13 protein-coding genes and 3 tRNA genes are annotated in these 15,794 nt (G+C 30.5%); 7 read left to right on the forward strand and 9 right to left on the reverse strand.

The features are described from left to right. Nucleotides 1-245 precede the first annotated feature (245 nt). The 4 genes from QE177_RS05520 (at nucleotide 246) to QE177_RS05535 (ending at nucleotide 5,384) form a co-directional block, all read left to right on the forward strand. Nucleotides 246-602, forward strand: coding sequence for a YcgJ family protein (locus tag QE177_RS05520; protein ID WP_280551820.1), 357 nt, complete (start codon nucleotides 246-248; stop codon nucleotides 600-602). 1,711 nt (nucleotides 603-2,313) lie between these two features. Then, complete coding sequence (gene agp / locus QE177_RS05525) at nucleotides 2,314-3,573, forward strand: bifunctional glucose-1-phosphatase/inositol phosphatase (protein ID WP_280551822.1); 1,260 nt, start codon at nucleotides 2,314-2,316, stop codon at nucleotides 3,571-3,573. A 682-nt stretch (nucleotides 3,574-4,255) separates the two neighbouring features. Continuing rightward, nucleotides 4,256-4,687, forward strand: coding sequence for a DUF3757 domain-containing protein (locus tag QE177_RS05530; protein ID WP_280551824.1), 432 nt, complete (start codon nucleotides 4,256-4,258; stop codon nucleotides 4,685-4,687). A gap of 466 nt (nucleotides 4,688-5,153) precedes the next feature. Further along, on the forward strand, nucleotides 5,154-5,384 hold the full coding sequence (locus QE177_RS05535) for a hypothetical protein (protein WP_280551825.1): 231 nt from the start codon (nucleotides 5,154-5,156) through the stop codon (nucleotides 5,382-5,384). Nucleotides 5,385-5,586: 202 nt separating this feature from the next. On the opposite strand, the gene msrA is transcribed toward QE177_RS05535, so the two are convergent. From msrA to QE177_RS05580, 9 genes are all read right to left on the reverse strand, one after another. Beyond that, a complete protein-coding gene (gene msrA, locus QE177_RS05540) occupies nucleotides 5,587-6,117 on the reverse strand; it encodes a peptide-methionine (S)-S-oxide reductase MsrA (protein WP_280551827.1) in 531 nt (176 codons plus the stop codon). Between the two features lie 297 nt (nucleotides 6,118-6,414). Then, nucleotides 6,415-7,941, reverse strand: a complete 1,527-nt coding sequence (locus QE177_RS05545; protein ID WP_280551829.1) for a peptide MFS transporter — start codon at nucleotides 7,939-7,941, stop codon at nucleotides 6,415-6,417. A gap of 502 nt (nucleotides 7,942-8,443) precedes the next feature. Beyond that, the gene (locus QE177_RS05550) at nucleotides 8,444-9,388 is read right to left on the reverse strand and encodes a Kdo(2)-lipid IV(A) acyltransferase (protein ID WP_280551831.1); all 945 of its coding nucleotides are present in this window, start codon (nucleotides 9,386-9,388) and stop codon (nucleotides 8,444-8,446) included. A 402-nt stretch (nucleotides 9,389-9,790) separates the two neighbouring features. Further along, nucleotides 9,791-10,390 (reverse strand): LuxR C-terminal-related transcriptional regulator, encoded by a 600-nt coding sequence (locus tag QE177_RS05555; RefSeq protein ID WP_026823668.1) that lies wholly within the window; start codon nucleotides 10,388-10,390, stop codon nucleotides 9,791-9,793. A gap of 475 nt (nucleotides 10,391-10,865) precedes the next feature. Beyond that, complete coding sequence (pyrC, locus tag QE177_RS05560; RefSeq protein WP_280551834.1) at nucleotides 10,866-11,915, reverse strand: dihydroorotase; 1,050 nt, start codon at nucleotides 11,913-11,915, stop codon at nucleotides 10,866-10,868. 168 nt (nucleotides 11,916-12,083) lie between these two features. Beyond that, nucleotides 12,084-12,159, reverse strand: a tRNA-Asn gene (locus QE177_RS05565). A 202-nt stretch (nucleotides 12,160-12,361) separates the two neighbouring features. Then, nucleotides 12,362-12,437: transfer RNA gene (locus tag QE177_RS05570), tRNA-Asn, on the reverse strand. A gap of 294 nt (nucleotides 12,438-12,731) precedes the next feature. Next, nucleotides 12,732-12,807 (reverse strand) — tRNA-Asn (locus QE177_RS05575). 151 nt (nucleotides 12,808-12,958) lie between these two features. After that, a complete protein-coding gene (locus QE177_RS05580) occupies nucleotides 12,959-13,444 on the reverse strand; it encodes a YlaC family protein (RefSeq protein ID WP_280551835.1) in 486 nt (161 codons plus the stop codon). Nucleotides 13,445-13,919: 475 nt separating this feature from the next. On the opposite strand from QE177_RS05580, the gene cspE reads away from it, so the two are divergent. The 3 genes from cspE to flhD all read left to right on the forward strand — a co-directional run bounded on the left by cspE (nucleotide 13,920) and on the right by flhD (nucleotide 15,793). After that, complete coding sequence (gene cspE / locus QE177_RS05585; RefSeq protein ID WP_026823671.1) at nucleotides 13,920-14,132, forward strand: transcription antiterminator/RNA stability regulator CspE; 213 nt, start codon at nucleotides 13,920-13,922, stop codon at nucleotides 14,130-14,132. A gap of 90 nt (nucleotides 14,133-14,222) precedes the next feature. Further along, nucleotides 14,223-14,414 (forward strand): protein DsrB, encoded by a 192-nt coding sequence (gene dsrB, locus QE177_RS05590; protein ID WP_280551840.1) that lies wholly within the window; start codon nucleotides 14,223-14,225, stop codon nucleotides 14,412-14,414. A gap of 1,031 nt (nucleotides 14,415-15,445) precedes the next feature. Beyond that, complete coding sequence (gene flhD / locus QE177_RS05595) at nucleotides 15,446-15,793, forward strand: flagellar transcriptional regulator FlhD (RefSeq protein ID WP_280551842.1); 348 nt, start codon at nucleotides 15,446-15,448, stop codon at nucleotides 15,791-15,793. Nucleotide 15,794 lies beyond the last annotated feature (1 nt).

Genomic DNA, 15,794 nt, shown 5'->3' on the forward strand with positions numbered 1-15,794 from the left:
TATAGTTAAATCGATGATTTTATCATTATAGAGTATTTTATACTTAACACATAATTTAATTACCTTAACTCAATAGGTTAATTGTTACAATGTTTTATTACATTGATGTTAAATAATTATTTATGTTGCTTAAAATGTCTATTTTTACTCGGCAAATGTAGAATAGAGATTTATGTATCGCTTTATCAGTTTTGTATTGAATACTTTTTTATTTTTTAGATAAAGGTTAAATGATGAATATTTTTATGAATAAATTTATATTATTGTTATTAAGCGTCGTTTTATTTTTCTATTCAGCTTTTACTTTGGCTATCTCATCCAAATTACTTATTTCACCAGAACCTAATGTACTATGTGATAGATACATATGTGTTGAAAGTATTGCAGGAGTGTCAGTCAGTTTAACAGAAAAATATTTAGGTAAAAAACAAGCTAATCGCTTATTGTCTCAAGGTTCATTTGATAAAACGGCATTTACATTTGATAACGGGGTATTTTGCGACATAAAGGATAGAAAATGCTATGTTAATAGATATTTTAATGGGAAAGGACAACGAAGCAAAGTGTGTCAGCAGTACACAAAAAAATTATTTAGTAATTAAATATCGGCAAAAGTGACTCGTGGGTGTATTTTTTATAAATTAAAAATGACTTTTTACTATCACGCTAGAAACGATATTTTAAACTCAAAATTTACTTATTTGTTTTGGCATTTTATTGTTTAAAAATCACTTACTCTTTTAAAGTAAGTTGTGATATTTTTATGCTTATCAAGTTGTAAAATAGAAGAATTAATATTAAAAACGGGAAATTTTACCATAGAAATTTTTAATTAAATATAAATACTACGTAAATTATTGATATAAACGATCGATAATTGCATTACAATAGTTTAAGTCTATCATATATGCAAGTATTGATCGTTTATATCAATTTTTTTTATGTGTCTATTTTAGGTATGATTTATTCTATAAATTTTGTTTTGGTTTAATTTATAATGATTACATTAACTAAGAGTTATATTTTCTTTTTATATCTATGGCTTGATGTATTAAATTTTACTGAACTTGAGGACAATGAAAAATGTACTGCTAACACGTTTAGGCAAATATTGTATCAACATTGTTAGTAGTGTTAATCGTCAGCTTTTCTGAGCTATGATTTCTCTGCTTATCGGTATTTTTATTTTTACTATAATTAGAAAATTTATAGGCAGATATTTTAGTAAAATAATTTTTACCAAAGCGCGTTTAAACAATAAAAAGTCGCTTTAGTTTGAGTAATTATTATTTTTTATGTCATGATTGGCGCCAACACTTTAGGGATTATTACTATTATATTAGTTTTATTATATTTTAGATTTGAGTAATATGAGCGTTTTTAGTAAAAATTTAATAATAATAAGAGTATAGGTATAAAAGATAATTAAAGTCACGAATTACTTGATAGAATGGCTAGGTGAGAATTTTATTAAATCATTTTATAGTAAGAATTGTTGGTTTGAGAAGGATATCTATTCATACAGAATATTAGCTATTAAGCTCAATAAAACATAGTTTTTATTTGGATTTTCTAATTAATTTTCATTTATGTTAGATATAAATATTTTATTGTTTTAATGTGTTTATTTGTAATGTTTTTGATTGCTTATTTGTAAATATCCAAATTTTATCTCTTGATAATGAATTATATGCTTATAAGCTGATTAAAATAAATATTATATAAAATACTAATATTTTTACTCTCAGTTATGAGAGTAGATGGGTAATTTTTATTAAAAAATATTATTTTTCCTTGTGTGTTTAAAGCCAGTCATTTTGGCGATGCTGGCTTTTTTTTTGTAATTATAAAAAAGTTAAATTTTATTAATTTAATAATAGCAAATTCTTATTTTATATAACAATAGCTATTATAGGAGATTTTATTTTTGCAATATAAATTTTTATAATTAAACCATAATAATTAGATAAACGTTTTGGATTTTTTCACTAACATATTTTTTAAATCAGTACATTATTCTTATTATTGTTGCAATATATGTTTGCTAAAGGTATGTAAAGAGTTATCGAATACTAAATAAATATTACTCGCGCTAATCAATTTCTTATTGATAACATAAGAAAAATTAATTATTAGGAAATATATTGCCAAATACTCTCTCATTTCGTGTGATTAATGTGGTAGTTAACAAATATTCCTCAAAATAATAGAAATCTGAGTTTTACCATAAATGAAATTTTTTTAATTGACTCCGTTTAAATAAAATCTTATTAATAAAATAAATTATAATGAACTTTAAAGGAACGTTAAAAGATGAAAAAAATATTAACGTTATGCTTTATTTTTATTTTAATGCCATCAGTAAGTTATTCTTTAGAAAAATCTCAAGATTATGAATTGACTCAGGTATTAATTTTAAGTAGGCATAATGTAAGAGCACCAATCATATATGAAAATATATTAACCCGTGCAACGAATAAAGCTTGGCCTATTTGGCATACTAACAATGGAAATCTTACGACTAAAGGTCGCCAATTTGAGATTAATATAGGAAGTTACTTTAGATCTTGGTTTGATAGAAAGGGGCTATTGCGTCAAGACAAATGTCCAGATTCAAAAAATGTCTATGTTTATGCGAACAATCAACAACGCACTATTGCTAGTGCTCAATCTTTTATTACAGGCGCTTTTCCTGATTGCTTGGTTAAAACATTTTATCGTTCAGACATGAGTGAAGGAGAATTCGATCCTATTTTTGCTTCAGTTATCACTGATAATAGTGAAGAGTTTAAGCGGCAAGCCAAAAGCGCTATGACAGAAAAATTAGCACATTTGGATTTAGCTGAAGCTTATAAACAAGTGTCAATGATATTGGATTTTAAGAATTCAACGCTATGTAAAAAAGATAAATTGTGTGATCTGGTTAGCTATCCAAATACGATGATTATTAGTGCAGGTAAAGAGCCCCTTGTGTTTGGTCCATTAGGATTAGCGACCAATGTTGTAGATGTATTTGATCTTCAGTATTACGAAGGGTTTGCTACCAACGACGTTGCTTGGGGAACAATTAGTACACCAGAGCAATGGAAGACACTTAATAAAATTAAAAATGGCTATCATGCAGTTGCATTTACAACTAAAATAGTTGCTAGTAACATAGCTAAACCTCTATTGAAATATATTAATTTGCATTTTGTTCAACGACGCAAAATTGAAGGTTCAAAATTGCTTATCATGTTTGGTCATGATTCAAATATCGCGTCAGTAATGTCTGCTCTGGATTTCGCACCTTATCAATTACCTGAACAATATGAAAAAACCCCAATTGGTGGAAAATTAGTATTTCAACGTTGGCATAATAAAAAAACTAATAAAGATTACTTAAAAGTTGAATATATTTATCCTTCAGTGAATCAATTGCGCAATGGTACGGCATTGACATTGAATAACCCACTAAAACAGGTAACTTTATCGCTAAAAAATTGCCCGATTGATGGGAATGGTTTTTGTCATTGGGATGACTTTGAAAAGAGCATGCAGCAAGCATTAAAAGATAAAGTTTTTGTTGATTAGGTAAGATTAGAGGCAGCGGGATTAACGCTGCCTTTATTAATGTTCATCAAGAAAGTGAATATTTTGCTCGTTATTTTTTATAAAATGCGAATTTTTATTTTTTTTTAGCTAATTATAAAGTCTCTTATTTGATTATTAGTATTTGTTATAACTTAAAGATAATATTACCTTATTGTTAGCTTAATAGGTATTTAACCAGAAATCCCTCGATTTTTTATTTTTTACTGACTAGTTTTGGTATTAAGTATCATCTCCAACAATGAATAATTGAGTACTCAACTTTTGCTGCTACTCCCGACAGTATTTGTTGTTGGATTTATTCAACTTAAAGAATTAATAAGTGATTAGCATAAAAAAATAATATTATTTGACGCGATAATCTATACGTTAAAAAAAATGAAAAATAATACAGATAACTATTTTATTAACAAAATAGGGGTTATAAATAATTTAATAACATTAAATTATTTTAATGCCATAGAATATTTTATAAAACAGTTATAAATGTAAATTAATTAGGCCATATCTTACTTAGCATAATCTTGTGTTAATGTATTTTTTGTTATACAAATAATGCCTTGTATAAGTATATAAATAATAATTTATATAAATATACAAATCATGATCTACGTAAATATATAAATAGTAGTTTGTACAAATGTATAAATAAGGAGCGTTTGACATGAAAAAATTAGTAACTCTCACAATAGCAGCATCATTGATTGGCTTTTCTCTAACATCTCAGGCCACTGAAAATTGTCCGGCATTAAATAAAATTGAAAGTAGTAATGGTGTTTTCCGCGCAAATGGGGTAAATGGAGAATGGCTTGGCGTGCTGCAAGGCATTATTGCAGAAAAAACTACGGTACAATCTTTTGAGGGTGGGCTTGCAATTACGGAAAGTCAGTCGGCGCCTATAAAATTTCAGTATTGTACTTATCGCGTTGGTGTTGATAAAACCCTTGATATGCGTTTCATTCCAAAGAATGAAAAAGAGTTTACTATCCAAACTGTAGGTAATTTATGGAAAGAAGAAACTGGGCCTTTTGCACTTATTTATAAAGTATGTGAAAAAACCGCGCCAGAGAATTGTAAATTTACTATTCGTCAATAAAATATTATTTAAAAAATAATTTTTGTTTGGTTCTGTACCATTAAAATTGCTTCAATTTGTTTCAAGCAACTGATATTAAAGTATTGTAAGCAGCTATTGCTTTTATTTGATATCTATTTTAATGCGGCAGAGCCTTTATTTTTACTTTAGCTAAAAGCTTCGGTGCTGTTAAAAGAGGAAGCTGGTTTATAAAGGCTAAATGTTTATTAAGCGAATTTTTGTTTTAGCTTAATACGAAGTAGAATAAATTTCCCACTTTCATTATATTTATTAATAATTAATTTCTATCAGGTGACGTATATGAATAATTTCCGGTATTGGCTCTAAACATGGTTATACACGATTATTAAGTGACAGTTCTATAAATACAACAGCGAGTGATATTAGCCATACTTCAGTATTACCTGATAAGTTTATTGGGGCAAAAAATAGTGCCGCTAGTAACTATGAACCAGGTGATTATGACTTGGCGCATAATGGGCGTAATAATACAGATAATGGCAGGGATGTAGTAAGAATGTCGATAAGTAGACTTTTAAAAGAGGTCAGTGATTCTCCTAAAACGAAAATTGTTGATAAAAATTTAGATAATCTAATTGATAAAATGAAGAATAATGAGATTAACTATTATGTTATAAAAAAGGAGGTTAAAACTAGAGGTGATTTAAAAAAACTACATGATCGCTTAAGGGGTTAAAACTAAGATAGCAGACCATAAATGGTTTTTTTAAAAGATAATAATTAGCTAATGTTAGTGATTTTTCTTATCTAATAAATAGCGAATAGATGTATAAGTGTTTATAAAAAGTGAGTCAATGCTGCTAAAAAATAGCAGCAAAGTCTCTTACGCTAAATTAATTATTTCTTTTGTAAAAAAGTTGACTGTTTGTTTATGATGGTTATCGACTCTGCTTGGCAAACAGAGAGCGTAGTTTTTGTAATTTGGCTGGGATTATGGCTAAACAATAACTGTTCTGTTGACCTTCATTCTGCCAGTAATTTTGATGATATTTTTCTGCTGGATACCATTTTTTAAATAGCTCCAGTGTCGTTACTATTGGTTTAGTATGGTTTTTTTGAGCATCGTTTACCGCTATTTCGGCAGCCTGCCTTTGTTGCTCAGAGGAGAAAAAAATAGCGGAACGATATTGGCTACCAATATCATTGCCTTGTCGGTTTAACTGTGTTGGGTCATGGGTAGCGAAATGGATAGCTAGCAATTCATCATAGCTTACTTGTTGTGGATCAAAAGTGATGCGTATAGCTTCTGCATGCCCTGTTTTACCGGAACAAACCTGTTCATAAGTAGGGTGTTCTACCGTCCCACCGGTATAACCGCTTTCAACCGATTTTACGCCAATTACTTCTTTAAATATTGCTTCGGTACACCAAAAACATCCACCACTTATCACTGCATATTCAATTGTCATCGTGATTGCCTTTTAAACTTATAAATAGCGTGAGCATCAATAAATACGATTTACCAAAAAAAGATGATAGCTGTTTTGTCATGTTAGATAAGCCGCTTGAGGGTTATTTATACTGTAATATAACTTGGTGTTGATAGCTATCAAATGATTAGTTTATTATTTTGATGGTGAAAATAGGTTAAATTTTGCTTCTTGTTTGATATTCATAGCACTGTAGTGAAAAAGTGACTTTTTGTAACAATATTTTACTAATAGATCCCCTTAATTTTTACTAAGGGGAAAAAATAATTATTTGAGTTAACTTGTTGGTTGATTGGCGTTCTGGAGCATTTTCTTGATTGGAATAATTAAGATTGCCAATACCGCAGCGCAAATCATTAATGCAATAGCAACCTGGGAAAAGAGGGCTGGCATAGACTGTAATTGTTCTTTATTGATATTTCCGGCCATAATTCCTGCTACAAGATTACCTAACGCACTGGCACAAAACCAAAGACCCATCACTTGTCCGCGCATTTTTTTAGGTGCCAATAGTGTCATCGTTGCTAGCCCAATGGGACTTAAGCATAATTCACCTAAAGTTAATAGTAACATACTACTGATCAACCAAACGGGAGAAACACTGATATTATGCGTAATAACTATATTTGCGGCTACCATCATAATGGCAAACCCAGCGGCAGCAAATAAGATGCCAATAACAAATTTTGTAGTACTTGTCGGATTTATATTGCGCTTAGCCATTGTTGGCCATAGCCAACTGAATAGCGGAGCAAGAATGATGATGAACAGCGCATTAATTGCTTGAAACCATATGGTTGGAATTTCAAAGCCATTAGTAAGATAGCGATCAGTATAATCACGAGCAAAAATGTTAAATGAGGTCGGTTTTTGCTCAAAGGCTGACCAGAAAAATGTCGCTGAAATAAGTAAGATAAGGCAGACTAACAAACGCATCCGTTCATTTTGATTTAAACCCGTTAGGAAAAACATATAAATAAAATAGAGGCTAACAAAGGTGGCAATGATATAAGCAAAACTTTTGGCCACAATGGTAGCATTAAATGGCACGATATCTGTCGCAATAAGTATCACGATAGCAGCCAATAATACCATTACTAATGTAATCCATTTACCGACGTTTTTACGCTTAACAGTTGGTTGCTCCCAACTAGCAGCAATGCCTGTTTCTTTACTGTAGCGACGCATTTGTGGAACGGCATAAAATCGGAAGATAAGGAGTGCAATCAGCATACCAATTCCACCAAGCCCGAAGCCGATATGCCAGCCGTATTTTTCATATAGTGGTCCAATAATTAACGGTGCGATAAATGAGCCCATGTTAATTCCCATATAGAACAGTGAAAATCCGCCGTCACGCCGCGTATCATCTTTTCTATACAAAGTGCCAACCATAACAGTAATACAGGTTTTAAATAAACCGGTTCCAAGTACAATGAATAATAATCCGATAAAAAATAGACTATTACCCCAGATTGCAGAAAACGCGATGGATAGATGGCCTAATGCAATAATCAGTGATCCATACCAAACCGCTTTACGTTGCCCAAGCCAGTTATCAGCTAACCAGCCGCCAGGGAGTGAAGTGATATAAACACCACCGGCAAAAATACCGACAATAGCTGATGCTTGCTCAATTGTTAATCCCATTCCTCCTTGTAATAAGGTTGCGCTCATAAATAGGATCAGTAGTGGCCGCACGCCGTAAAATGAAAAACGCTCCCACATCTCAGTTAAGAAGAGAGAACTCAGTGGATAGGGATGACCAAAGAAAGTTTTAGTTTTTGTTACAGTGCGTTGCATCTAAATATTCCCCATCAATAACTCTACCAGTGAAATTTTAAAAGTTAAAAAATAGTTTTCGGTTATAAATATTATCTTTTTCAGTTCAAATATCGTTGCTAATCTAATATCGTGCAATATTATTTTTTTATCATATTATTAGAAAATTATGATTACTTTTATTTAAACCATTTTTTTATACAAAAGTCGACAAAAATATTATTTTCCTACCTTAGATCGACTAAAAACAAAGGATGTAGTTAGTATAATTTTATAAATTAAATTATTTTTAAATATAAAAACTATGTAAAACAATAAGATAAAAACTTATTTTCTAATTGTTATCGTATTGTGGCTAATAAATGTAATTTGAGGTAAAAAAATTAAGAAAACTATCATTTCATCACCTGTTTAGTTGATGTTTTAGCATTTAATCGATAGTGAAATAATAATAGCTGATTAGTGAAAAAGATTGTCTCGATAAGTCTAGTGACTGGTTTGACAATACAGCCACTAGTAGTTGTTAATCGTGTATGTTATCCAGATCGCCATAAAGAGATGGCTTGCCTGCGGGTCTAGTTTTAAATCGACGATGTAACCACATATATTGCTCAGGTGCTTGCATAATCTCTTTTTCAATTAGTTTATTCATAAAAGTTGCGGTAGAAATTTCATTTTGCTGTGGAAAATGGGTTATTGCTGGTTGAATGACTAATTCATAACCTTTAGCGTTTGCTAATCGTCTGGGAGTATAAGGTATCATGGCAGGATCGGCAAGCTTTGCCAGAATATGGGTGCCTATGGTGGTAGCGGTATGTTTGACAGCAAAAAAAGGCACAAAAACACTTTTTCTTGGGCCATAATCGTGATCTGGCGCATACCATAAAATTTCTCCTTGTTTGAGATTGCGTATCATGCCTTTTATATCTTTGCGATCAAGCATAAATTTATTAGAGCGCAATCGTCCCCAAGTTTGCAACCAATCCATTACCGGATTGTCGTTAGGTCGATAAACACCAATACCAGGATTTAAGATACCAAAGATACGCGCGCCTAATTCGAGAGTTAGAAAATGAATTCCTATTACGATAATTCCTTGCCCTGTCAGCTGAATTTTTTCAATATTATGCTGCCCCTTAATCGTAAACCAGCGTTGTACTCGTCTATCAGACCAGAACCACGCCATACCCGTTTCAAATAATCCCATACCTACTGATTCAAAATTTTTATTGATTATTTGCTGGCGTTGCTTTTTGTTCATTGCAGGAAAGCAGAGCTCCAAATTACGTTTTGCAATCTGTAGGCGTTTTTTTAGAAAATATTTTGATAACCTTCCAAGGCGAGTTCCTAGCCAATAGATAACAGGATAAGGTAGTAGAACTAGTAAATAAAGCAGACCAATTCCTAGCCATGTTAACCAGTATTGGGGATGTAAATATGAAATTTTAAAAGGGGATTCTTTTATCATCTGCGTTATGTTTAGTCAGTATTAATATCAATATTATCTATTGTGACACTTTTTTTAGCAAAGCTAAAACTTTAACTGGATATTTAATCACCCTTCAATACTTATCCTTGATTTGCTCCAGCGTGGTTTGTCATACATTTTTCTGAGGAAGATGAAGTATTGCTATTTTATATGGTCTTGCTTGTCAACAGTTGGTGATCATTTATTGAAGATCATATATCGAGGTATTTTATCAGGCATATCAGGTGTAAATGAAATAAAAGGGTAGTGAGCACGAGAATGATTGGTCGTACTCATTTTAAATAAATGCAAAGCAAGAAGATTGATATAAATTGCGAATAAAATTAATTATATTATTTATAATATAACTAAGTTACATTCTTTTTGTAAATAAGAAATATTTTAATCATTTGAATAAATATATTTAAAAATATTATAAACAAAAAAAAGTTCAATTCGATTATTAACAAAAATTTTTTCAGTAATGTGTCTTTTATGAGAATAAACTGTACTATTACTAATCCCAAGTTTTCTGGCAATAACATGATTAGGTACTGCATTCATCCAATTTTTGATAATTTTTTGTTCTTGATAACTAAAAATTGATGCATTGTCATTTGATAAATAAGTAATATTTTTTAATATGCTATTAGTTTCTATTAATCGCTCTAATACGTAGTTTAATATTTTTTTTGACATAATAAAACATTGGTTTTTTAGCAATATAGGCCGATTTGTGAAGGGGTAAGGAGAATCAAGATAAATATAGAAGCGTACATTATGTAGTTTTTCAATAAATGTTTGTAGTTGATTACAGTATTCTGCATGATGACAATAATGAGTTAGATTGGCTAAAACAACATCAGGAGAAAAATTATTAATATGATTTATGGCAGATTTAATACTATCTTGACTAATAAACTGAAGTTTATTGATTTTTGATAAATATTCACTGATACCTAATCTGGTATAATAACACTCGTCAATAATTAAAACTTTCATTACAAAACATCCTTGTCTAAATAATAGATAAACAATAAATTTCTTATGGGTTACTCACCATAAGTGCAATAAAAATAGCGATAAAAAATTGTAAATATCTTACTGTTATATAATTAAAATATCATAGTAAGTATTTAATTGAATACCCATATTAGCTTAATATTCTTTATTAATTGATTTGGTTTATTTATATAATTTAGTTTTATTAATAATAATTTTCAGAAAGTATATTCATTGTCTTTCTGGATTTTTATTGGTTTTATTGTTTATTTTTTATAAAAATTTTGGCTAAAAGATTAACCAATGCATGATGTCATATTAATCATAAATAATATATTATTAGCAAAATAAACCTAGATAACAGCGTTATTTTAAATGAAATAATGGTTTTTTACATACAAATCATAGGATCAAAGATGGCCGTGGTTGATTGGTTAATAATAGACCACAGCCATGATAACTTTATAGTAGATAATTATAGAACATTGATTTCCCAATTAGCGTCTTCATTTGCTAAAAAAGGAATTAAATGATTTTCACCTTGGGAAATTTTGTCAGCAATAATATTTTTTTTACGTTTAAGCTCAATAAAGCCTTCATTAACGGGTAAGCCATAAAATTTGGCGCCGTTTAATGAACAAAATGCTTCAAAGTTTTCCAGTGCATTCATTTCATCAAAAACACTAGCATAAGCTGCAAGGGCAGTAGGCGCATTAAAAACACCAGCGCAGCCACAAGCAGACTCTTTTCTATTTTGGATATGGGGGGCACTATCTGTTCCAAGGAAAAAGCGTTGACAATTCGTTGTTATTGCCTCACGTAATGCTTTTTGATGGATGTCGCGCTTTAGAACAGGTAAACAATATAAATGAGGTTTGATGCCACCAACTAACATATGATTTCTATTAAACATTAAATGTTGTGGTGTGATGGTAGCAGCCAGGTTGTCATTACCAGTAAGCACATATTGAACGGCCTCTTTAGTGGTAATGTGTTCAAACACAATTTTTAGACCAGGAAAATTTTTTCTAATAGGCTCTAACGTTTGATCAATAAAATAGGCTTCACGATCAAAAATATCAATGTCACTGCTTGTGACTTCGCCGTGAACTAATAGTGGCATACCTATTTTTTCCATTATGGCAAAAACGGAATAGATATTTTCTATCTTTGATATCCCGTATTTAGAGTTAGTTGTTGCGTTGGCTGGATAAAGTTTACAGGCTGTAAATACTTCTTGCTTAAAGCCTTCTTCAACTTTTTTTGCGTCAGTGGTATCCGTTAGGTAGCAGGTCATTAATGGTGTAAATGGATGTTCTACAGGAGTCGCATTCAGAATCCTTTCTCGATAAGATTTTGCTTGATTAATTTCAGTAATTGGCGGTACCAAGTTTGGCATAACAATTGCTCGGCCAAAAAATCGGCTAGTATAAGGCACTACAAGTTTTAATATATCATCATCTCTAAAATGAACATGCCAGTCGTCTGGGCGGCGAATTTTAATAGTTGTCGTGATTTGGGTCATGAAATTGACTCCATCTTAAAGGTAGATAATGAAAAAGATGAGTTGTGAGCATGTCAGATAGGGATGATAAAGTGAAAAAAACAAAATAGCTATACTAAAAAGCAGATTAATCTGGCATCAAGTGAATAAGTTATAAAAGTGATGACAGAAGTATAAGTTAAGAGGGTTTGGCTCCTCCAACTGGGCTCGAACCAGTGACATACGGATTAACAGTCCGCCGTTCTACCAACTGAACTATGGAGGAATAACATAAGATGTGCAGTGGATGTTATCGGCAGAAAGTCAATTTGTCAAAGACCAAAAAGAGTTATTTAAATCTTTGCATATAGCAATGTGCTGGCTAGCGAGATGTCGCTTGAATAGTAAGCATAGAGGTTGGATTTTTAATATATTTAATTTGCCACTGAAAGCAAAAAACCTGCCAATTAGACAGGTTTACTAAAATTTGGCTCCTCCAACTGGGCTCGAACCAGTGACATACGGATTAACAGTCCGCCGTTCTACCAACTGAACTATGGAGGAATTGGTCGTGTGCTTCACAACGAGCGGAATAATAGCGGGGCTTATCTTAGTTGTAAAGTGTAAAAATGAAAATATTCACTGTTTGGTTATAAGGTAATCAAGAAAGAGGATTATTAATTTAAAAATTCAAATCCTATATTATAAAAGTTCTAAAAGTGACCAAAACGAGAGGCGCATTTTGTATTGGTTAAAAGAATTAGACAAAAAAGCAAATTTTGTTATGGCTGCAATACATAATTGATGGGCATATTAAACTAAAAACAAAAGCCCGCATAATTGCGGGCTTTTAGTATTTGGCTCCTCCAACTGGGCTCGAACCAGTGACATACGGATTAACAGTCCGCCGTTCTACCAACTGAACTATGGAGGAATTGAGCGAGCTAAAAAGCTGGCTGCATACTAACGATGTCCTCGACCACTGTCAATGTTAAAAATATAATATTTTTACTGTTTGTTTGTACTGTAATCACATTGAATTAAAAATGAGCTATTTATCTGATATTATATGATTTATAGGTGAATTATGAGTGGTTTTTTAATGAATTAGGCGAATAGGCAAGTAGATATATATCATAAAATGTTATTTTGCTTTTTTGTTTGATAAGATGCTTTAGCTCAGTTTTGATGGCATCATTGATAGTTGGTTCAGTAAGTATTTTGTTAATAGCTGCATCTGATACTTTTTCAGTAACAAACCATTCACCATTATAACAGACGCGTAAATCCAGTATTCCAATATCCTTAAAGCGGTATGTTGGTTTGATATCAAACAGCAATGCAGCGGCCAACAGCAGGAAAAATAGTGTGAAACCGATTGTCCAGTATAAACCAAAGTAGGGTGTATAATAGATTAGAATCGCTGCCAGCAAGTAAGCAATGACCATTCCTATACAAAGGTAGGGATGGGTAGTAATGAACTGCCAATTTAAATAAGGTTTATTATTACGGTTTTGCTGTTTATTTATTTGGCAGAGATTTTCACTCAGAATTACTTTTATCATATCCATGATATTTACCTTAATTGATTAGATTTATAGATGAATATAAGTTTTGAGACTAGCATATAAAATTGCTTGAGTTATCGACATCGCCGTTTTTCTCTCTATTTAAGCAAAATCTTTATTGATTAGGAATCGTCCCAAACAGAAAAAAAATTTATATTTATGAATTTATTTAGATCATTTTGATTTTTTTATTAATTTGCTGGGTTAACGAAGAATATTCTTGAAAAAATTCAATTTTTTTCTTAAACAAAAGCATAAAACTATTGATATTATTAACTACTCGTGCGTTAATGGGAGGAAGCCTAATAAACAGATCTATTTTATTTACGACATTTAAGTTAATGTGTTATGAGTAGCGTTATCCTTGATAGCCTTTCGACCGTTTCTTGCTGAGTGCTTCCATGAATTAAATAGTGATGTAGGCTTTTGTATACCTGCCGAAAACGGCAATGTTTATTTGTTATATAGGAAAAGGCACATGTCTGACAAAATGAAGGGTCAAGTGAAGTGGTTTAACGAATCTAAAGGCTTTGGTTTCATCACTCCTTCTGATGGTAGCAAAGATGTATTCGTTCACTTCTCTGCCATTCAAGGAAATGGATTCAAAACCCTGGCTGAAGGGCAAAATGTAGAATTTACCATTGAAGATGGTTCGAAAGGCCCAGCTGCAGCGAATGTAACTGCTCTTTAAGATTAGTTAAATAAATGGATTTCTTGAAGCCTGTCGTGCAAGCGGCAGGCTTCTTTATTTTTTATAGTAAAAATTTTTTTGGTATAGCTTATGAAGATCAATGATAGCGTTTTAGTAAAAACTGATGGTGAGCTGATGCGGGAAGGTATTATTCGCTTAATAGAGCCTTTTAATGAGGGAATAATGTATTTAATTGAGTTACCTGAATATCCTACAGGTATTTGGTTTTTTAATGAGAGCACGGCAGGCGCGGGGACTTATGTGATGCCAAAATGTGAATAAATATAAATTAAAATCTTCATAACTCTTAGCGAACGATTATTTCTGTATAGAGTATCCTTGTTATAGTTAAAGGATTTTTAAAACTGAGTAACTTGATGATTATTTTAATAAATAATTTATAACCCAATCTAGTAGGGAATTGTTTACTAAAAAAATTATTATTTTAATATTATATTTTAAATTTTTAAAATGTGCATTTTATTATTTATATTATACATTCTAATTTATAAATAAGAATATCTATATAAAGATATGTTTTTTATTTTATTAGATATTTTTAATAAAAAAATAAGCTATTTTTTTATCGTAAAATAAGTGATTTTTTATATGAAAGATCGATAATGGGATTTTTTTGTCTAAAAATTTGTTGAATTAGAATTTTTAATTTTATAACATATTGAATAATATAAATATTTTTATATTTTTGTTATGAATGGCTTATATGTATAGATAAAATAATTTTTAATTGCCTTTGATGTAAACTAAATTTTAAAAAAATAATTTACAATAATAAATGTTGTTTTTTGGTTGTTTGTGTATAGATTATTTGGTTTTTAATCTTTTTAATGGTTTTATTTGCTGAATATGTAACATATATTGATTTTTAATTTTGAAATATTGCTAATTAATAGTTATTTTAATATTTATTAATTGGCTAAATTAATAAAATAACCTTGGTTATTATTCTATTTTTCTGAGTAAATAAAAAATTAATAATGTGTTTAATAATAAAAGCCGACTATTTTTGATATAACATAACTTTAAATTTAAATAGCCTAAGCACAACTTAATAATCGTAAGAATCAGCTATAAACATGCAAGTTATTCTGGTTATTGAGTGTGAATTTTTATTCAAATTGAAAATATCGAAGTAGGTTATGACTATAAGACTTTGGTTTTGAAATAAATTTATAGAGCAATTTTTAGTGCCACAATAAAAGAGATTTTATCCATTAATGTCATTAATGGTAAGTACTTTTATAGCCTAACACCAGCGAATTTAATTAAATAAAATAAGTGAGTATAAAAATATGAACACAGCAGATTTATTGAAGCAAATTTACGATATTAATCTTTCTTATTTATTACTTGCACAACGTCTTATCAAGGAAGAAAAAGCTTCCGCTATGTTTCGATTAGGTATTACCGAAGAAACAGCAGATTCATTGATCAGTTTGACATTACCAAAGTTAGTTAAATTAGCAGAGACTAACCAATTAATCTGTAATTTTAGATTTAATAATAGCGAAACGATTGAACAATTAACTAAAGAGTCTCGAGTTGATGATCTCCAACAAATTCATACTGGAATTTTGTTATCAACTCATTTGTTCCAACAATTATCGGAAAATGATAAATCGATAAAAAGAAGGGCATAAT

Source organism: Arsenophonus sp. aPb (assembly GCF_029873475.1).
Classification (GTDB): domain Bacteria; phylum Pseudomonadota; class Gammaproteobacteria; order Enterobacterales; family Enterobacteriaceae; genus Arsenophonus.